Here is a 19,253-nt window from a genome sequence, read left to right as displayed (position 1 = left end):
ATCACCGCGTCCCCCATCCGTCACAGGACACGACCTCGAATCCCCGGCTGGGGAAGACGGCGTCGACGAAGAAGTCGTGGATCGCCGTGTCGCCGTCGGCGCACCCGTCGCGCAGCACGGTCACGTGGTAGCCGCGGTCCGCCGCGTCGTAACACGTCGCGGCCACCATCGCGCTGGTCGCGACCCCGGCGATCACGACGGTGTCGACGCCCCGGGAACGGAGCACCAGATCGAGATCGGTCCCGGCGAACGCGCTGGCACGGCGTTTCACCACGACGACGTCTTCGGCGGCGACCGGCAGAGCGAGCTCGGTCCCGGCCGAGCCCTCGTGGAAGGTGTCCCCGGCTTCGTGGAACGACTCGAACAGCGCGTTGCCCGGCGGCAAGTCGGCGCCGTTGCCCCGAAGCGCGAAGTGGACGAACACCACGAGGGCGCCTGCCTCGCGGGCACGGGGCAACAGGTCCGTGAGCGGCGGCAGTACTCGCTCGGCGAACGGGTAGTTGCCCGTGATGCCTCGCTGGAGGTCCCCGATGATCAGCGCGGTGGTCATGACGGGAAGTTACCCGAACGTCCTTATAGTGAGGGGAAGGGCAAACGTGGCGTGCTCGTGCCGTTTCGGTGTCGGTCGTGGGGCAGGTCCTGAGCGATCAGCCGACGAAGACGCAGAACGGATGCCCCGCCGGATCCGCGTAGACGCGCAGTGGTTCGTCCGGGTCGTCGCTGCGGTCGAGCAGCAGGCGCCCGCCGAATTCGAGGACACGGCCGTCCTGCGCGTCGAGCTCCTCGATCGAGTCCACGGTCAGGTCCAGGTGAAGTTGCTGAGGAATCGGCTCGGCGTCCGGCCAGCTCGCTTCGGGCAGCCGATCGACCTGCTGGACGGCGAGTTGCGTCCCGCCCTGGGGATTCCTCAGTACCAGCCAGTCTTTGCCGCGCTCGTCCTCGACGCCGGGCGGTGGTGGCTCGTCGCCGGGGCGGTAATTCCACACCAGCAGACGCCGGTAGAACTCCGCCAGCGCGCGGGCATCGGTGCCGTCCAGCACCACCTGACGGAACGTGGGACCTCGCTCAACCATGCCGATCACCTCCGGATCGCACGGTAGCGCGTCGATCGAGAACGGTGAGAACCTCCTCGCACCAGCGGATGTTCTCCTGCTCGAACGCGATGCCGCGGGCGAGGGTCAGATACGGGCCGACACGGGGCGAGGCGACGAGGAACTCCGCCTCGGTGGACTCACCGAGAAGACGGTCCCGGAGCCGCTCGAACCGCTTGAGCTTCGTTTCGGCGGTGGCCATCCTGTCCGCGACGGCTCGCCGGATCGCCTCGTCGTCACCCGCCTCGACGGCTTGGATCTGCACCAGCAGTTCGTCGCGGATCGCCGTCGGCTTCGGCGCTCGCGTGGTGAAGTCGGCGAGTTCGGCCGCGCCGTCGTCGGTCAAGGAGAACAGCCGCTTGTTCGGCCGTCGCCGCTGTTCGACGACGCGTGCCGTCACGAGGCCCTGCGTCTCCATCTTGTCCAGCTCCCGGTAGAGCTGCTGGGGCGTCGCGGTCCAGAAGTTGGCGACCGAGGCGTTGAAGCTCTTCGCCAGGTCGTAGCCCGAAGACTCGCCTTCCAAGAGCATCGCGAGGATCGCGTTCCGCAGCGCCATGACCCGATGATAGTCACCAGCGGACTAGTCGCAAAGTTGACTAGTCACTTTGATGGACACCGGTGCGGTGATCACCTACGCTCAGCGTCATCTACTCAACAAGTTGACTATGAGGTGAGCGTCATGACCACGTTCCGTCAGGCCGTCGAAGCGAAGGACGCCACCGCGATCGAGGCGATGCTCGCCGACGACGTGGTCTTCACCAGCCCGGTCGCGTTCAAGCCCTACCAGGGCAAGGCGATCACCGCGGCGATCCTGCGCGGGGTCCTGCGCGTGTTCGAGGACTTCCGCTACGTCCGCGAGATCCAGGACGGCGCTCACCACGTGTACGAGTTCGAAGCGACCGTCGACGGGCTTCAGATCAACGGGTGCGATCTCCTGACCTTCGACGACGACGGCAAGATCGCCGACTTCAAGGTGATGGTCCGGCCGCTGCGGGCCGCGGAGGCGCTCGCGGGGCGCATGGGCGCCCAGTTCGAGGCCATCAAGGCGGACGCGCTCGGCTGAGCGCGCCTACTTCTCCTGCCGTCGCACCATTTCGGCGATCCAGGCGGGCGCGAACGGCGACGTGCAGTCCGGCGGGGTCGGATAGTCCTTGAGCACCTCCAGGCGCTCGCCGATGCCGATCGCCCGGGCGCGGTACCCGGCGTGCTCGATCCCGATCTGCGCCAGGCAGTGGTTCATCGCCCACTGCAGGCGATCCGGAGTGTCCTTCATCCTCGTCTCGATGATGTCGAGCAGCCGCGTGAGGTCGAGGCCCTCGGGTTTCTTCGCCACGCGGTCGGTGGTCAGCGCCCAGCCCGCACTCGCGACCACGGGATCCGGATCCGCGAACCAGGCGAGTCGCAGCTCTTCGGCGTGCGGGTTCTTCTTGGCCACATAGTTCACGAGCCAGTCGTGCACCTTCGGAGTGCGCGCCTCGCGCACCATGCGGTCCAGGTCCTCGCCTTCGAACGCCTTCGGACGGCAGATCAAGAGCGCGAGCAATTTCGCCGCGGTGTCGTCCGTTTCCCAGAGTTCGCGCGCCAGCTCTTGCTGCGTCTTCAACCGCTTCGCGAGCGCCCGCAGCTTGCCGAGGTTCACGCCGTGGTCGTCGCCGTGTTTCTCGTTCACCTCGCGTACCCGCGGGTCCTCGAGCGCGGCCAGTTCGGCCAGCACTTCGGCCCTCGTCGTACCGGTCACGTCGGCCTCCTGTCTCGGCGCGTGAGATCCAGCCTACGAGGCACCCCGCGTGGAGGAGCCGACCCGCTCCTCCACGCGGCCACGTCGAGTGCTATCCGCGCCGTGCCAGGTCGTCGGCATGTTCACGCAAGAGTGCGGCGACCCGTGGCCAGCCGACATTGATCCGCCGGGCCCAGCCACGATGACGCTGAACGAGATCGCGCGAATCGCCGTCCAGGACGGTCAGGCCGATGACGAAGCCTTCCCGCAGGTGCGCGCCGTCGGCGACGTCCAAGACGTCCCGAACCGGCTCCGGCGGCCAGCCGTCGTCCGGAAGAGGAGAACCGCTCGCCAGCACGGTGCCGATCGCCCGGTCACCGGACTCGGCCCGGCCACGCTCGGCGAACTCCGCGCGGGCGCGCGAAACCCAGGCCTTGAGCGCGGCACCGTCGAGGCCGGAGCCGGTATCGCCCGGCATGGCGCGCGTCTCGAAGATCGCGAGCCACGCGTTGACCAATTCCACGCTCGTGGTGCCGTCGTCCACGGGATGGATCCGGGTGTAGAGATCGACGAACGCGCCGGGGTTCTCGGCGAGAATCCGTTGGAGGACCCGAGGTTTCCGGTGGTGTTTGAGCGCCGGGTGGTATCGCAGTTCCAGCCGTGCGACCGCGACGTCCGAACCTCCGGCCTCGACCAGGTGGTCCAGTAGTGGTCCGACCCCCGCGACGGCTTTGCGGTCGGGAGGTTCGACACCATCGGTGGACGCTTGGAGCAGCACGTCTTCGACCAAAGAAGCGGTCAGTGACGGTGGTTCGGCCGCGAACACGCCCAGCTCGAGCGCCTTGACCGCGTCCCATGGCCGCCGTCGCGCGAGTTGCGTGACGAAGAACGATTCCTGCCCCACGGGAAGCGGCCATGGGCCGACGCGAGCCCAGTAGCTCTCGAGAACCGCGTCATCGGCCGAATCGAGAAGCGCCAAGGCGTGTTCCACGGGTATGGCCAGGAGGTAGTCGACCAGTCTGTCCTGTCCCTTGAGCTCCGTCGCGACCTCCTGCTGCCATTCTTCGCCCTGGGACAACGCCATTGCACCCACCCAGCCGGATGCCCAGTCCTCGCGGTCCAGTTCCGCGAGCGCTTCTTCCTGGATGTCATCGACGGCCACCTCGGCCGCGACGACTCCGACCAGCCTGGGCTGAGCGCTCTCGGCGGCGAGGGCACTCAGTCCGGCGACACCATGTTCGCGCAGGACGCCGCCGACAGCGTCGCGGCGAAGACGACCGATCTCGGCCTCGCGCGCCTCCGGACCGAGGGAGTCGCCATCCTCGAGGTACGGCTGCCGGCCGAACAACACACCGTGCCGCCCCGGATTGACCGCGGGCTCGACCATCTCGGCGCAGGATTCCAGCCACTGGAGCAATTCTTCCGGCAGGGCCCAGTCGGCACCGGCGTAGTGACGATGCTCGGCGGTCAACCCGGTGAGCCGCTTCCACAGGCGAAGACGTTCGTCCGCCGAGAGCCTGTCGACATCCACCCGAGTGAGGGCTTCCACGACACGGTCCCACTGCGCAGTGTTCAGCTCGGGCCGCTGCTCGAAGAACTCGCCCCATCGTTGCGGCCGTTCGTCCAAGGCGGCCAACGCCGAGGTGACCAGCTCATCTTGGAATTCCGGACCTTCGGGGACGGCGGCAGGTGGTGCCGGGACAGTCCATTCGAGACGGACCTGGGGCCGCCGAGGGCTCGCGAGAAGGTGTCCTCGCGGACCACGCAACAGTGCGAGAACCAGCCGCCAGCCGGTTTCCGGGGTACGCCGACCGATCGCCTTGACCAGATCCGCCCGCTGTCCGCCAGGCAGCTCGAGGTAGGGATACCACGGCTGCACAAGGGTGATCAGGGATTCGAGCGACTGATCGTCCGTCCCTCGCCGCGTCAGCTCGGCGATCAGCGAGGCCACCATCGGCAACGCCTCGTCGGACCAGCAGACCGTTTCCAGCGCCGCCGTGAGACCGCCGGAAACACCGCCTAGCGGGGAAGGATCGCTGGTCAGCGCCTGATCGACAGCGCCGAGAAACTCGTGAGGGGCGGCTTCGGCGAGCAAGGGTAGGACATCGGTGAGCGACCGCCAGAGCACCCCGTCCGCGGCGTCGTTGGCTCGCCCGAGCAGTTCCCGAACGAAGCGCGCGGCGTGATCGGCGCACGTGACGCCACCGGACAACGTCGTCTCCCCTTGGGAGGACAACAGCGCCGCGCTTCGCGCCAGCCCATGCCGCAGCTCCGCGGACCAGGTCCGTCCGGGTTCCTTCTCCGCGAGCACCTTGACGGCCTCCTCGTGCCAGCGCCGCAGATCCTGCGCGCTCAGCCGGCCGTGCAGGAGAGTCCAGGCGTCGTGCGGATCCGCCAGCCGCACCCGGTCGCCCGACCGGGCCAGCAAGGGATCACCACCGGTCTCGGATCTGGCGAAGAAGCGGCTGAGCTCATCGGTCTCCCTCCCGGCGATCGCGGCGATCTCCTCCAGATCGTGCCGCGATCCCGCCGACCACCGGCCGATCAGCAGGAGCGGTGCGGCGAGATCGCGCTCCAGCGGGTTCGCCCACTTCGGGAGATCGCCGGCCACACCGATCCTGCGGCGCAGACTGCCGACGCTCCGTCGAGCGAGATCCGCGTAAATGTTCGCGTCGGCGGGCGGAACACCGGTCGCGGCGAACGCCTCGGCCGCCTCGTCGCGGGGAATCCCCGGCAGTACCAGGAGATCAGCACCGTTCCGGTCCGGAGTGCCGCGCACCACGACGACGTGACCTTCACCAGGGGCCCCCTCCCCCACCTCGACCGCGGCACCGTCCACCACAGCGACGAACGGGGCGTGCAGGTTCCGGCAATGACGCCAGCCTTCTTGGCTCGATACCCGCACCGCTCGCAAGGCGGGCCGGTGGGTCGCCAACGCGGTCGCCACGAAGGCCGCGGCCTCGGTACGGCTGCCGGCGTACACGGGCAGAACCGATGGCCCGTCGTCCAGCCAAGCACACAACCGCTCCACCGCCCGGTCCCTGCCGAGCACCGGGAGCGTCCCGGGCAGCACCGGACGCGTCTCGTGCCGCCAGGAATCAAGCCACTCCGGCAGGTCTTCGAGGCCTTTGACGACGTCGATGCCCAGTTCCGGGGCGACGCGGATCAGTTCGGTGACCAGGCCCGCGATGTCCTGTTCCGTCATTCGTGGACCGAGCCGCCGGTACCGCAGGCTGGAGAGCGCGGCGATTTCGGACGGCAGGTCGCTTTCGCCAGGGATGACGGCGTCCTCGGTGAGTACCGGGACGATCTTTTTTCCGAGCCGCAGTGCCTCGGCGATCTCTCGCCGAACCTCGTCGTCGAGGCCGTTGAGCCCCTCGGCGCCAATCGGCACCACCAAGACGGACGCGGAGCCGCCGGACCGGAGGATCCGGTCCTTTCCGAACACGTGACCCAAACTCCGATCGAGACCCTGGATCCGGTCCTGACCGTCACCGGGCCGGAGGGCGATGAAGATTCCTGCCATGGTGCGAAATCCTTTCCAGCGAGCAAAGTTGATGAGGGGTAAGGACGGTGGTTTCACTCGGCTTCGGCCCGAGCGCGGGCGAGCACCTCCTCGACGCTGAGCGGACTGGCCGGATGGTGGGTGAGACACAGTGGGGTGGTCACCCGCTGGAACCCGAAACCCTCCCCCGCCACGTAGAACTGGGCCCGTTCGAGCCGCGAGATGTCGTCGACCGGGCTGCCCTTGGCTCTGGCCAGTTCGTTGGCCGCGGCGATCTGGGCCGGGCTGTTGAGCCTGCCGAAGAACTGCGTCATCGCGTTGCCGACGACCTGGTTGTGCAGGCCCTTCGGTGCCTGCGTGGCGAACAGCAGCCCAAGGCCGTACTTTCGGGCCTGCGAAGCGAGCACGATCGTGCTGCGAGTGCTCGCCGTGAGCGTGCCCGCCGCGGCGAGCATCTGCGCCTCGTCCATGACGAAAAGGGCGCCGAGTGGCCGGTCACCCGCCGGATTCCGCTTGGCCCAGGCGAAGAGTTCCATCTGGAGCTGGTTGACGAAGTTCTGCCGCTGTTTCTCCGAAGGCAGTCCGACGAAGCTGATGACCGAAACCCTTGCTCGCTTGCCTTCCCCGGGAGCGAGCAGAAGCCCCGGGTCGACAGGCTCGCCGCCGCCCGCCAAGAGGGGGTCGTTGACCATGGAGGCTTTCAGCAACTCGGCCAGCTCTGCCGCCAGTTTCCTCCCGTTGTTCAGGGTGCTCACCCCATCAGGCAGGTCTTCGAGCACCTCGATGAGTTCAGGCAGGCTCCGGGACCCAGTACGGGCGTGGTGCACGACGGCCTGCCGCAACACCGCGAGTCCGACGGTGGTTTTCGCCGTGCTTCCGGTCAGCTTCACCTGGGGAGCGAGCGTGGCCACCGCGACCTCGACGGCCGCATTGAACTCGTCCTCGTCGTCGAGAACACCCCCGAAGTCGGGCAACGGCTGGAACGCGAGCGGCCTGCCGCTCGCCCGTCCCGGCGTCCACACGACGACGTCGGTCTCGGCCAGGTACCGCTTGGCGCACTGAGCATCGTCCGGTCCCCACGCCTCCGGCTGCTCCGGCCAGGCATCGCCAAGGCGGGCGAGGTCGTTGTTCGGATCCAGCACGATCGCCGAAACACCCTGCAGTGCGCACTCCTCCACGATCCGCCGCAGCAACACCGTCTTCCCGGAACCCGAACCCGCGAAGACCGCGGCGTGCTTACGCAAGGCCGCTAGTTCGATCCTGACGGGTTTCCCGCTGCCTGCCACGGTCCCGAGGGTGATCTGTCCTTCGGGGGAAGGCGGGTGCGCCTCACCGGATCCTGGCCCTGGCCTGGGTCCGGGCTCCGGTAGAACCTCCGCCAAGAGTTCCGACCGGCCGGCGGGGCGCCGGTCGACGAGCCACTCGTGGAATTCCCGGCTTCCCTCGGCGAACATCTTGTCGAGGGCCCAGAACGTGCGGATGTCAGAATCGGACAGCTCGCGTGACTTCCCGCCGTCCTTTTTGAACGCCTTGAGTTCCGCCTGTGTCTTGACTCCTCCCGACCACTCCAGGTTGCGGATCAAGACGAGGTGACGATTCTCCGCACCCTTGCGCACGCCGGACGCCGACCGTGCCTTGCGGAACCGGTGCAAGGCGGCGATGGGGTTCGCCGCCGCGATGGCACGGAACGCCCAGTGCTCTTCCAGGTCGGACGCCTCGTCCACGGTCCGGGTGAGCCACGCGTGCAGTTCGTTACGGTCACTCTGGGCTCCGTAGACCCACTCCAGGTTGTCGTCGCCGACCTCGGTGATCCAGCCCCTGATGGCGGCGGACAACAGCCTGGGCATCACGTAGTCCTCGTTCTTCGGGTCCACCAGCGCCGACGGATCCGCCGACGCTCGGTGTTCCTCGAACCGTGCGTCCAGTTCCGCGAACCGATCGGCGGCCATCACCGGACGAGGCGGTACGGCCGAGTGCGCGCCGTGCTCGTCGAACGTGGTGAGCTCGGCGATCCGGCCCGCTCGGACACAGGTGTCGATGTGCGCGCCGATCCGTTTCAGCACCTCCCGCGGGGTCAGCTCTTCCCAGGCCCCGTTGAAAGCGGACGGTGACACCGGCCAAGTGGGATGAGGAGGCACGAACTTCATCGCCTCGTAAGCGACTCCGAGACGCTTCTCGACCAAAGCCCTGCCGACTTCGGCATCGGTGACCCGGCCGAGGATCAGGGCTTCACGGAAGCGATCCGGGACCGTGTCGGTGGCCTTCTGCTTGAGCAGCTCCCACGTGCCGGGGAGGCAGGCAAGCACCGTCATCGTCCTCTTGGTCACCTCCCGCAGTCCCATCAACCCGTCCGCGATCTGTGCGACGAGCAAGTCCTGTTCGTCGCTGTCCTGCACTTGCCTGAGACCCACCGTGGAGCGGGCCACCAGGGTGTCGAGCTGGTCGACGGCGATCACGATCGGGCCGGTGAGCGCGAGCAGCCTCGTGATGTTCTTGACCTGGGTCGCCGCGGATTTGGGGTCCGATCGGATCCCCCATTTGCGGCGATCCCCGGATTTCGACTCCGGGAACACGCCGAGGTAGTCGTCCCCGACGTAGTTCTTGTTCTGGTCCTCGCTCGCGTAGAGCACCAGCGCCCGTGCGGTGTCGGCACATTCCCTGGCGACGTCTCGATCGAAGGCACGCAGGCCGTCGACGAACGAGTCGACATCACCTCTCGACAGGCCATGTCCGTTCAGGATCTTCTTGGTGACGTTCGCGTCGATGCTCGCGCGGAGGCAGACGCGCCGGAGAAAGCTGGTGAGCTGGGGGACGCCGGCCCCGTCGAGTCGCGAAAGGCCCCGGCGCATCGCCTCCGCGGTGTTCTCCCAGAACGCGTCGCCCGCCGTGAGGTCGTTGAGGAAGAAGTAGCCGCGGGCCCCGTGGACCTGCTTCCGGACAAGGCCGAGCAGATGTGTCTTGCCCACGCCCTTCTTTCCTTGGAGGACCAACCCGATCGGGCTCGGACCGTCGCTGGAGACGGCCTCGCGGATCCCCGCGCTCACCTGCTTCAGGACTCCGGTGTGCAGGCCATCGACGTGATATGGCGAATCACGCCACACATGATCGGGTGTGTCGGCCCAGTCGAAGCGCAGGGCCGCGAGCGCGGTCAGCTCGTCCATCACGGCGTCTCGATCGAGATCAGATGGTTGTCCTCACCGCCGATGCGGATCGCCGCGGCGTGATCGGCGGCGGTGAGCGCTTTGCGATTCGATTCCGGCACCAGATGTGCCTGCCCCGAGCGGCTGAGTTCCTTCAACACCGCATCGACGTCCACAGTGGACGCCTCACCGAGCAGCGGCCTCAGCTCCACCAGCGCGACCCAGTCGCGAGGAGTACGCGAGAGTTTGCGATAGCCGATACGGATCCGAGTCTCGATCTCCTCGGCCGTCAATTCGACGTCGGGCATGAAAAGGTCGGCGAGCCGGAGGTTTCCCCGGCGGAGATGTCTGCCGAGGCCGCCGAGCAGGACGTACAGGGCGCTGCCGAGACTGGTCCGGGGCGACGGCGCTTCCTCCACACTCAGTTCCTCCTCGCACCGAGCCCAGCCACGTTCGGTCAGCGTGTGCACGAAGGGGCGGCCGCGGAGCACCTTGCTGCGCTCACTGGAGACCAGGTCGAGATCGTTGAGCCCGGTGCGTTCCTTTCCGTCGAGCTTGAAATGCACCAGCTCGTCCAACTCCGGATTCGACACCTCGCGCGCGACCACCATCAGCACGAGCATCGCCGCGATCTGCTTCTGCCCCAATTGATCCGTCATCCGTGATCCTTCCCGTACCTGAGTCCTACTGATCGAGGAATCCGCTGAAGCCGTGGCGCGTCACCCTCGCCTCGGCGGTCCGCACCGCCCAGTCGATGGCCGCCCGGGTGCTGGGCGGGATCACGACACGATGGCTCTGCTCGACGTCGGTCGCCCTGGCCCGCGTAGCCGCCATGAGCTCCTGCGCGAGGTCCTGGACCCGCTCACGCCCACCCGCGCCGATCGCGATCTGCAGGTCGGCGACGATCTCGTCCACCAGTCCCCACATGAGGGGGCGCAGTCGCGCGCGAGCGGCGTGCCGGAGCACGCCAGCGACGTCGAGTTCACCCGGTTCGACGAGCGCCGTCGTCCCGGTGAGCTGGTCCACCAGGTTCCGGGCGATCTCCACCGGCCCGCGGGACTGACCGAACTGGAGATGCCTCAGATTGCCGACATAACCCGGCAACGTGTTGGGCTCGGTTCCCTCGGTGAGCACCGGCACGACCCGGCGATCTTGACCGAGGGTCCGGTGCAGGAACAGCTCGACCTCGGCCGACTGCCACCGGCTCACTTCCCGGTCGACGATCAGGCACAGATGTTTCGCGTCGTCCTCGGTCTTTTCGAGCAGTGACCGTTCTCCCGAGAACGACAGCACCGGTCGCACGCCGAGTTCCGCCAAGTACTTCATGAGGTCGTCGGCGAGATCCATCGTCGGCCTGGTCGTACTGACCCGGACGTCGTGGGTGAACGTCCTCTTCTCCGCACGGATCGCGGCGACATACGCGTCCCGGTTCTCGGCGAGCAGGTCCGTCCGGTCGAAGTCGTGCGCGACGACCGCGGCGACCGTTTCGAGCGCGAAACTGATCTGATCGACGGTCGGGCTGAGTTCCGTCATCACCGGGAGCTGCTCACCGAAGGTCCAGAAGGAGACGTAAGGCAGTGTCAGATGACGCGACATCACGTCGGGAGAGACGTCGCGGTCGAGCCAGCTGCGGAACAGGTCCTTGGTCTCGTCGAGACAGATACGCCGCCACTCCTCCGAGCGGGCGTACTCCTCGCGGGCGTCGAATCGCGACAGCACCGGAAGAACGGTCAGCTGCGGCCGGTCGTAGGGCATGCGGTCCCGGGCGACGTTGGCGCGTTCGGCGATGTCGACCGCGCCCTTCATACTCTGCACGTTCGCCGTGAACAGGACCACGAGGCGGTCCGGAAGGTGGGCGGTGCAGATGCCCCCGATGTCGGAGATGCCCGTCCGGCTATCGACGAGGATGAAGTCGTAGCCTGCCGTCCACTGTTCCCGGCATTGTTCGAGATAGTCCCCGAAACCCTGTTCGTAGAGGGTTTCCCAGTCGAGGTCCTGCACTCGCCTGACGTAGGCGGAATCCGCCCGGCCCGCGGTGATGACGTCGAGCTTCACCTTGCCGGTCAGCCGGGTCGTATGCGCGCCGGGCCGGAGCCTGCCCTCGCGGAAGTCGTCGATCAGATCCACGACGCCGCCGGACGGGGGCGCGCTCATCATCGGCTGGAAGTAGGTGTCCAGACCTGGTGCCTCCAGATCCCAGTCCAGACACAACACCCGATATCCCCAGCGAGCCAGGAGAACGGCGATATTGGCCAGGGTGAAGCTCCGCCCGACGCCGCCCTTGTAGGAGTAGAAGGTGACCACGGTTCCCGGCATGGGTCAGAACCTCGGCAGCTTCGACGGCCTGGTCGGGCCGGGCGGCGGAGTTTCGACCGGCCACTCCGGACACCATCGTGGCGCCTGCGCGATGATCTCCACCAGGTCCTCCACCATCCGCTCCATCTCGCGGTCGAAGTCGAGGTACTCGGGGGTGTTCTGATACTGCGGATGCGGCTTGTTCCAGTTCCGGAAACTGTGCATACGGCGTTCGCGAGCGTAGCCGGGAAAGTTCTCCGAGTCGCTGAAGATCACCGGATAGATCAACCGTCCCACCTTCGCCGCACTGTCCTTCGCGACGATTTCCTCTCGTTTCGCCATCGTGTGCCATTCGGCGAGGCACCACTCATCGTGAAAGTACTTCGGGGAACAGACTGGGATCAGGATCCGGGCGCGCTGCAAGGCGTCCCGCACCTCCTGCGGCCACTTTCCCCCGACAGGAACGCTGTCCTCCAGAAATATCTTGACATCATAGTCGACATTGTCGTCCAGAAGTCTCTGCAACCGAGGGTGAAAGTGATTTCGCACCCAGTCCGGGGCATCGCCTCCGCCTCGGCGATAGCTGATGAACACGTCGTACTCGTACACGAGCGCCATCGCCCCTTCGCACCCCGATCCGATTGACAGCACCGATCGTAGGGGTCTGTGACACCTTCGAAAAAGGTACAAAAACACGACAAAAACTGGACACGACCCTACTCGGGACACTGTCCTGGACACCAACGATTCGAACAAAGACAGAAAGATGACAAGCAGGCGACAATGAGTGCGTCCAGCCGCACGAGGATCAAGAATGCGACCCACCCGGACGACCGGGTTTCCTTCATCCGACAGGAGTTTCGATGACCGACAACGAGGCGCCGCGCGTGTTCGTCACTTACGCACACGATTCACCGGAGCATAAAGAGCGGGTCCGCCTCTTCGCGGATTTCCTGCACAGCGGGATCGGCCTCGAAGTACACCTTGATCAATGGGACGACGACGAACGTCGCGACTGGTCTTTGTGGGCGTTGAATCATCTCGACACGGCGGATTTCGTGGTGGTCATCGCCTCCCCGGAGTACAAACGCCGCGCCGAGGGATCCGCGGCCTTCGACGAAGGACGTGGATCCCAGTTCGAAGCGGCGCGGATCCGCGATCGGCTGACCCGGGATCTCGGCGGCGAGATCAAGCGGGTGCTCCCGGTCGTGTTCCCCCAACAGTCCGTCGAGGACATCCCGAACTTTCTGAACCCATACTCGACCACCAGGTACCCGGTCGAGGCGTTCACCGAGGAGGGTGTGGAGGACCTGCTGGTCGCGATCACCGGCAGAGCAAGGCACCAGCGTCCCGAGCGCGCGCAGTGGCGTGGCGGCAAGGTCAGCACGGCAGCTCCTCGCCGGACCGCATTGGCGACCGGGCTGGAATGGCGAGCGGGCGGCCGGAACATCCGGGTGGAGGGCGCGCGGATCAACGACGTGCACTACGCGGACAGCATCGTCTTGCGGGCGGCGGAGCAGCTCGCCTTCGTCGAAGTGGACCTTGGAATGGCCTACAGGAGGCTGACCGCGGTGGCGGGCGTCCTCGACGGCGCCACCGAGCCCTTCCAGGTGGGACACTTCCGCGTACTCCTCGACGGAAGGCCATCCCCCGAGGTCAAGGTGGCGCTGGGGAAGCCTGCCGCGATCGACGTCGACGTCACCGGCGTGCTGACACTGCGGCTGGAATTCCACCGCCCAGGCACCACAGAGGCCAAGTGGCTGCCCGAACTGGCCTGGGGCGACCCCGTCCTGGAGTGACTCACGGCGTCGGCAGGCGCACCCCTCATAAGTCGTCCTCCTCCTGCACCAGTTCGCGGAGCTTCACCAACGCCCGGTGTTGTTTGACCCGCACGTTGCCCGGCGTGAGCCCGAGTGCGACCCCGGTCTCGGTGGCGGTCAACCCGACAACGATCCTCAAAGTGATCACCTCCCGCTGCGTCCTCGGGAGCGTGGCGACGAGCCTGCCGAGCCGTGCCCCGAGGTCGACGCCGAGCAGATGGCTTTCCGGCTCGTTGCGGACCGATCCGGCCTCCGGCAGCTCCGGCACGGGGTCGGATCGGTCGCGGGACACCACGCGGAAGGCGTCGGCGACCTTGTTGGCCGCGATCGCGCGCACGAGGTAGAGGAACGAGCCACCTCGATCTTCGTACGACGGCAGCATTTTGAAGACCGCGAGGCACGCTTCCTGCGCGATGTCGTCGGCCGACAGGTAGGAAAGATCGCGGCCGCCCATCCGTGCACGGCAATAGCGCACCAGCACCGGCTTCACAACGGCCAGTAACGCGTGGACCGCACCCGGATCGCCGGCCTTCGCCGCCATGACAAGCGGGTCGAGCACTTCTCTGGTCAGACGGCCCGATTGACGCGACGCGGTCCCCAACGTGCTGTAGCCCTTGACGTCGTCGCCGATCGGGCGAGTGTCGATGGTCGGCATCGGATCAGCCCTTCACCTTCGCGGTGGCATCGAGCCGTCGGACCTGCGCGATGAAGGCGTTCATCCGCCACCGCAGGCTGTACGCCTTCGCCGGGTCGCTGAAAGCCTTCTTTTCGTGGAGAATCGCGGCCAACTCGCCGACCGTGCACCCGTCGGCCTCGGAGATCCTGAGGGAGATCTGCTGCCGGATCCCGGCGAGTAGCGCGGACTGGGCGATCATCGGGTTGCCGTCGTCCGCGATGGACCAGCCCCTCCTCGCGACCTTCTTCTTGAAAACATGCCGTAACTGCTGCCCGCTCAGTACCGTTTCCACGCGCCGCGGCCGGAAGCCGTGTCTCTTGAAGGCTGTGTAGCCCAGGTACAGGACGGCTATCACGACGACGATCAGGGCGCCGGTCGCGCTGTTCCCCTCGCTCGCGTTGTCACTGGCGATTCCCATGCTCTCTCCCGGCGTTCGCGGTTCGAATGCCCGGGTAATCGGGGAAAACGGTGCCGGCGTTGCGCCCGGCGGTTTCTTGTCATGATTCTGTCCGTTGACAAAATACCTGCCATGATGATTTCTCGGCGAAATTCGCCGACCGTCCGGCCAAATCAAGGACACTTTTTGCATCGGCACGATCACCGGTAGCGAAATCGTTTCCCTGAACGATCCTTGCGCAGGCGAACCGACACGACCTCTGGGAGAGAACGCAGATGACGGATCCCGACCCCGACTTGTCCGACGCTCACAGCTCGGATCGTTTCGATGTCTTCCTCTGTTTCAGTCGCGACGATCCCGTGGGCTCAGCGCGGATGACCGAGATCGCGGTGGCTCTTCGTGACGCGGGACTCCGCGTTTTCCGGGACGAAGTCCTCGACGAGTACGCACCGATCACTCGTGAACTCGCCGACGCGATCGCCTGCTCGCGCGTTCTGCTCGTGTACTACTCCCGCGCTTTCGCCGGAAACCATTCCTGCCGATGGGAACTGACCACCGCTTTCGCCTCCGCCGGACGCCACGGCGATCCGGCGGACCGCGTGCTCGTCGTCGATCCGGAGCCCGACGGAAAGCACGTCGAGCCCGCGGAGCTGGCCGACGCGAGATTCTTCACCGGTCCGGTCACTCCGCGAACCTTGCCCGCCCTGGTCGAGCGAGTCCTGCGCAAAGTGGCCGACGCCGGCCATCCCCTCGGCGCCGGGAACCAGGTACCGGCAGAGCGGCCGCCCGCACGGATGACCGGGAGGCACCGGGAACTCTGGGCAATCCACAGTGGGCTGCGCGCCAGGCCGGTCTTGATACTGCGCGGCCTGCCAGGCGTGGGTAAGACCGCGTTGGCGGAGCAGTACGCCTACCTTTTCCGCACTGCCTTCGAAGGCGGTGTGATGCGCTTGGGCCCGTTCGGGCATCACGCACCCGAAGAGGTCCTTTCCCAGTTTCACCTCGCGCTGGCCCAGGCGGCCGGGGAACAACTGGGCGTCGATGTGTCCGGAATGGACCTCGATCGGCTGCGCGACCACGTCGCTGGGCGGATCGGCGCCACCGGGCACCGGGTACTCGTCCTGATCGACGACGTTCCGGCAGGGCTGCCGCCGAACGTACTCGACCGGCTCCTGCTCCCCACGCCCGAAGTGTCCACGGTGATCACCAGCCGGGTAGAGCATTCCGCGTGGGACGCCGCGGTTCTGGACCTCGCCGGATTGTCACCGGGCGAAGGGCTCCAGCTGTTCAGCGAGCACCGCGCTCCTGCCGATGACGCCGAACGGGAAGCGGTACTAAGTCTCGTCGAGCGATGTGGTGGACACCCGATCACGGTGCGCGCCAACGCCTTGGCTGTCCGGAACCAGCCGGGACGGCTCGATGACGGTTCCTTGGCCGCTTGCCCGGACACCGCACCGCCGGCGATCCGTGACCTGCTGGCGAACCTCGGTCCGGTCGCCTCCGTCATCGTCCGGTTGGGCAGCCTGCTGGCCCCGGTCCCGTTTCCGCTCGGCTTCGCGCGCGACGTTCTCGGACCCGCCATCGACCGCGCTTTCACGGATGCCGTCGGCGCGTTGGCCACGTCGGGGGTGGTCTCACTCGTGGACGGCGGATTGTGGCTGCAACCGCTCGTGGCGGAGGTGGCCAGTGCCGGACTCGAGCCGGGCGATCTGCCCGAGTCGGCGGCAAAAACCCTGTTACGGCTCATCTCCGACGACCGCGCAGAATACCGGGGGCTCTTCCTCCAGCATGGCCGCTCTCTCGCCGAACACACCTCCGCGGCGTACCGGATCCAGCTGCTGCGCCCGATCGCGGCCATGCACGAGAAGCACGGAGATCCCCTGGCAGCCGGCGAGATCCACGCCATGATCCTGACCACCGAGGGGGCGACCAGCGTGGACTTCGCGACGGCGGCGCGCGTGGAGATCGACTGCGGTCTGTACCCGGAGGCCGCGCGGCACGCCCGGCGCGCGCTGCTGCTGGCGGGTACCGACGACGAGCGGTACACGGCAAGGCTGATCGCCGCACAGGCGCTCGACTGTCAGGGGGACTACGACGCCGGCGATCGGACCTTCTGGCACGCGTACAGCGGCCGGCTCCCGGACGGCCGCGACGAACGGTTGCCCGTCATCGTTGCGAGTGCGCAGGCGTTCCGTCTCCGCGGTCGTGCCCGGGAGTCCATCACCTCACTCGAGGCGATTCTGCCTGAGCTCCACGACGTACCACCCGGGCCGCTGCGCGACGACCTCCTTCCGTCGGCTCTCCTGGAATATGCGCGCGCCTTGCTGCTCGATGGCCATCCACAACGAGCTCGCCAGGTCGCGACGGAAGTAGTCACCGGCTTTCACAACACTGGCAGGGAACGGCACTTCAGGTGCACTGAGGCCGAACTGCTGCTGGCGGAAGCGACGGTCACCCTCGACCTGCGAGACCTTCGTCCGGCCTTCGCCGATCGGGAGCGATTCGCCGGGAAACTGCGCGAACTCGAAAGGACGTATGGAAAACACTACGGCTCGGAAAATCCGTTGACCTTGACCGTCGCGGCCATGGCCGATCGTGCGCTACTGGCACTGGGGCAACCTGAGCAGGCCTTGCGCGCACTGAGCGCGACCGAGCGGACCGTGCTCCGCGTTATCGGCGACGAACACCAGTTGCGCTACCGGATCAGGCATGGCATTGCCCAGGCACATGGGCAGTTAGGTGATTTCGGCCATCAGGCCGAAATCCTCGAAGAGATCCTCCAGCCTCAGATCCGGCTGCTGGGCTTGCGCCATCCGGAAACCCTGGAAAGCAGGCTCGACCTGGGTATAGCACTGGCTTTCGGCGGGCGCGAGCAGTATCAGCTTGCCACGGAACTGGTCGAGGGGGCCGCGGACGACATCATCGCGACGTTCGGCCTCGCGACCGAACTGTCGGCGAAGGCTGTCGCGGCAAGACGGGTGATCCGGCTCCCCCTGCCCCTCGTCTCCGCGCCGACCACGGATGAACGGCTTTTCGGTGCGGGCGGCGCGAAGAGCAGCGAGTGACTCGAGTGAGATGAAGAGTTCACCGGCGCAGGGCCGGCCCGGCTGTCAGTTCATTCAGCCGGGATCAGAGAATCTCCAGCGTACTCCGTAGGCGAAGCCCGGCGAGAGCCTGCGGAATTGGACATGGATCTCTCCGGAGGCATCCGGCGTCAAGGAAATCCCCCGCGTCGCCTCGTCACTCGCGTCGTCCTGGAAAACCCGCTCCAACTGCACGACTTCCCTCGGGATCGGCAGAGCGAACCGGACGTGCAGGTGGAAAAGATCGACCGGGTGCCGGGGGACGCAGACGAAATGCGGGTGTCTGATGTCCGCTTTGAACCGCAACGCGATTTCATGCTTACCGTGCCGCTGAAGCGGGCCGGGCAATTGTAAGGCCAGCCCGACGCGATCAGTGGACTCCATCACCCGCCCGACCAGCCGCCCGCCGTGGAACACGTCGACCCGAAGATCGTCGGCACTGATGGCTTCGCCTCGATATGCCGAGTTGGTCAGCGTCAAGGCGAGATCCAGCTCGGTGATGTCGTCGGCGTCCGCGACGATCCTGCGGAATTCGAAAGCTTCCGGGATCGGCTGATCGAGCGCCAGCGCAACACGCAACTCCTCGGTATGCCATCTCTTGCTGGGGTGGGATGTTTCGGCCTCGTCGGATTCGTTTGTGGACGCCACAGCGACCTCGGCGAGCCGATCCAGGCCTTCGTCGATTCGCCGTCGCGCGGTCCGGTCGTCACGCTCAAGGTACCCGGCCAGCCAGCCCACCCGATCCTGATAGAACGGGTTCACCGCGTCCGGGTGAAGGCCGAACGCGGCCAACACGGCGATACTCAGATCCTCGGGCAGCGCACGCGTCCACTCGGACAGGCAATCCGTCAACCTTCTCCGGATCACCGCGTTTTCCTCGTCTTCGGCCATCCCGCAGACCGCGCGCAACGCGGGCCCGGCTCGTTCGGTGAGCTGAGGTGCCGCAATTCCCCTGCCCCGCCGAAGCAGCTTCAATTCGACGGCCAGGTCCGCAGCGCTGACGGTCACCAGTCCTCCCCTAGTGGTTCGAGCAAGGTGGTCAATGGTCGCCAGCCCGGCCGCTCGTGTCCAGCCGGGCGCGGCGGTCTATCGACGATCGTTATTTTGGGTTTTCCTTTCCCGCCCATACGGGAAACAGGAAACTCCTTGTCGCGGCCGGGGTGCCGACGCATTCTTGGTGAGCCGCCGCAATTTCGCGGCGAATAGCCCTCTAACCAGCGGTTTCCCGTGTTGTCGAGTGCTGCCCCGGCACGCACACCGAAGGAGTCGGAATGAAGGTCGAGTGCTCGTTTTCGCTGCTCATAAGGCTGGCTTTCTGGCTGTGGGTGGTCGCGCTCGTCATCGGGGTGGCGCTCGGCAGCGCGATGGGAACCGCGCCCGCGCCCTCGGTCAAGACCGTGGTCGCCACGCATGGAAAGGAGGTGGATTGACCATGCAGACCCACGCCATCGGCCTGATCCTGGCCCTGCTCGGCTTCGTGCTCGGCTGAGGAGGATGAGTACACACGACTGTGACATGTGCACGCGTCC

At 66.6% G+C, this 19,253-nt stretch carries 16 protein-coding genes; 4 read left to right on the top strand and 12 right to left on the bottom strand.

The window, feature by feature from the left end; genetic code table 11:
• Window position 1: 1 nt before the first annotated feature.
• The 3 genes from BKN51_RS08185 to BKN51_RS08175 all read right to left on the bottom strand — a co-directional run bounded on the left by BKN51_RS08185 (window position 2) and on the right by BKN51_RS08175 (window position 1,647).
• Window positions 2-550, bottom strand: a complete 549-nt coding sequence (locus BKN51_RS08185) for a cysteine hydrolase family protein (RefSeq protein WP_101607045.1) — start codon at window positions 548-550, stop codon at window positions 2-4.
• A 97-nt stretch (window positions 551-647) separates the two neighbouring features.
• The gene (locus BKN51_RS08180) at window positions 648-1,073 is read right to left on the bottom strand and encodes a VOC family protein (RefSeq protein ID WP_174720402.1); all 426 of its coding nucleotides are present in this window, start codon (window positions 1,071-1,073) and stop codon (window positions 648-650) included.
• Complete coding sequence (locus BKN51_RS08175; protein WP_101607044.1) at window positions 1,066-1,647, bottom strand: PadR family transcriptional regulator; 582 nt, start codon at window positions 1,645-1,647, stop codon at window positions 1,066-1,068. Before BKN51_RS08175 ends, BKN51_RS08180 begins: the two co-directional genes overlap by 8 nt.
• 123 nt (window positions 1,648-1,770) lie before the next feature.
• Here BKN51_RS08175 and BKN51_RS08170 point away from each other — a divergent pair, with 123 nt between their 5' ends.
• Window positions 1,771-2,154: a nuclear transport factor 2 family protein gene (locus tag BKN51_RS08170; RefSeq protein WP_101607043.1), complete on the top strand. Its 384-nt coding sequence runs from the start codon at window positions 1,771-1,773 to the stop codon at window positions 2,152-2,154.
• Window positions 2,155-2,160: 6 nt separating this feature from the next.
• Here BKN51_RS08170 and BKN51_RS08165 read toward each other — a convergent pair whose 3' ends face one another.
• The 6 genes from BKN51_RS08165 to BKN51_RS08140 form a co-directional block, all read right to left on the bottom strand.
• Entirely contained in the window at window positions 2,161-2,829 is a 669-nt protein-coding gene (locus BKN51_RS08165) for a DNA alkylation repair protein (protein WP_101607042.1), read from the bottom strand.
• Window positions 2,830-2,920: 91 nt separating this feature from the next.
• A complete protein-coding gene (locus BKN51_RS08160; protein WP_101607041.1) occupies window positions 2,921-6,334 on the bottom strand; it encodes a hypothetical protein in 3,414 nt (1,137 codons plus the stop codon).
• 53 nt (window positions 6,335-6,387) lie between these two features.
• Entirely contained in the window at window positions 6,388-9,474 is a 3,087-nt protein-coding gene (locus BKN51_RS08155; protein WP_168214292.1) for an ATP-binding protein, read from the bottom strand.
• A complete protein-coding gene (locus BKN51_RS08150; protein WP_101607039.1) occupies window positions 9,474-10,112 on the bottom strand; it encodes a hypothetical protein in 639 nt (212 codons plus the stop codon). The genes BKN51_RS08155 and BKN51_RS08150 overlap by 1 nt, the downstream gene beginning before the upstream one ends.
• Window positions 10,113-10,137: 25 nt before the next feature.
• The gene (locus BKN51_RS08145) at window positions 10,138-11,769 is read right to left on the bottom strand and encodes a KGGVGR-motif variant AAA ATPase (RefSeq protein WP_101607038.1); all 1,632 of its coding nucleotides are present in this window, start codon (window positions 11,767-11,769) and stop codon (window positions 10,138-10,140) included.
• A 3-nt stretch (window positions 11,770-11,772) separates the two neighbouring features.
• Complete coding sequence (locus BKN51_RS08140) at window positions 11,773-12,366, bottom strand: toll/interleukin-1 receptor domain-containing protein (protein ID WP_233224304.1); 594 nt, start codon at window positions 12,364-12,366, stop codon at window positions 11,773-11,775.
• A gap of 245 nt (window positions 12,367-12,611) precedes the next feature.
• Between BKN51_RS08140 and BKN51_RS08135 the strand changes: the two genes are divergently transcribed.
• A complete protein-coding gene (locus BKN51_RS08135; RefSeq protein WP_101607037.1) occupies window positions 12,612-13,547 on the top strand; it encodes an SEFIR domain-containing protein in 936 nt (311 codons plus the stop codon).
• A gap of 25 nt (window positions 13,548-13,572) precedes the next feature.
• On the opposite strand, the gene shbA is transcribed toward BKN51_RS08135, so the two are convergent.
• Together shbA and BKN51_RS08125 are read right to left on the bottom strand one after the other, a co-directional pair.
• Window positions 13,573-14,223 (bottom strand): RNA polymerase sigma factor ShbA, encoded by a 651-nt coding sequence (gene shbA, locus BKN51_RS08130; protein WP_101607036.1) that lies wholly within the window; start codon window positions 14,221-14,223, stop codon window positions 13,573-13,575.
• 4 nt (window positions 14,224-14,227) lie between these two features.
• On the bottom strand, window positions 14,228-14,662 hold the full coding sequence (locus tag BKN51_RS08125; RefSeq protein ID WP_101607035.1) for a hypothetical protein: 435 nt from the start codon (window positions 14,660-14,662) through the stop codon (window positions 14,228-14,230).
• A gap of 254 nt (window positions 14,663-14,916) precedes the next feature.
• On the opposite strand from BKN51_RS08125, the gene BKN51_RS08120 reads away from it, so the two are divergent.
• Window positions 14,917-17,706 carry a tetratricopeptide repeat protein gene (locus tag BKN51_RS08120; RefSeq protein ID WP_101607034.1) on the top strand — a complete coding sequence of 930 codons (2,790 nt, stop codon included), beginning with the start codon at window positions 14,917-14,919 and terminating at the stop codon, window positions 17,704-17,706.
• A 54-nt stretch (window positions 17,707-17,760) separates the two neighbouring features.
• On the opposite strand, the gene BKN51_RS08115 is transcribed toward BKN51_RS08120, so the two are convergent.
• Window positions 17,761-18,615 carry a hypothetical protein gene (locus tag BKN51_RS08115; RefSeq protein WP_168214291.1) on the bottom strand — a complete coding sequence of 285 codons (855 nt, stop codon included), beginning with the start codon at window positions 18,613-18,615 and terminating at the stop codon, window positions 17,761-17,763.
• A 380-nt stretch (window positions 18,616-18,995) separates the two neighbouring features.
• On the opposite strand from BKN51_RS08115, the gene BKN51_RS42975 reads away from it, so the two are divergent.
• Complete coding sequence (locus BKN51_RS42975; RefSeq protein ID WP_158255855.1) at window positions 18,996-19,154, top strand: hypothetical protein; 159 nt, start codon at window positions 18,996-18,998, stop codon at window positions 19,152-19,154.
• The last annotated feature ends 99 nt before the right edge of the window (window positions 19,155-19,253 follow it).

Origin of the sequence: Amycolatopsis sp. BJA-103, assembly GCF_002849735.1 — a bacterium.
Taxonomy (GTDB): Bacteria; Actinomycetota; Actinomycetes; order Mycobacteriales; family Pseudonocardiaceae; genus Amycolatopsis.
This window is presented reverse-complemented; position numbering and strand designations above follow the sequence as displayed.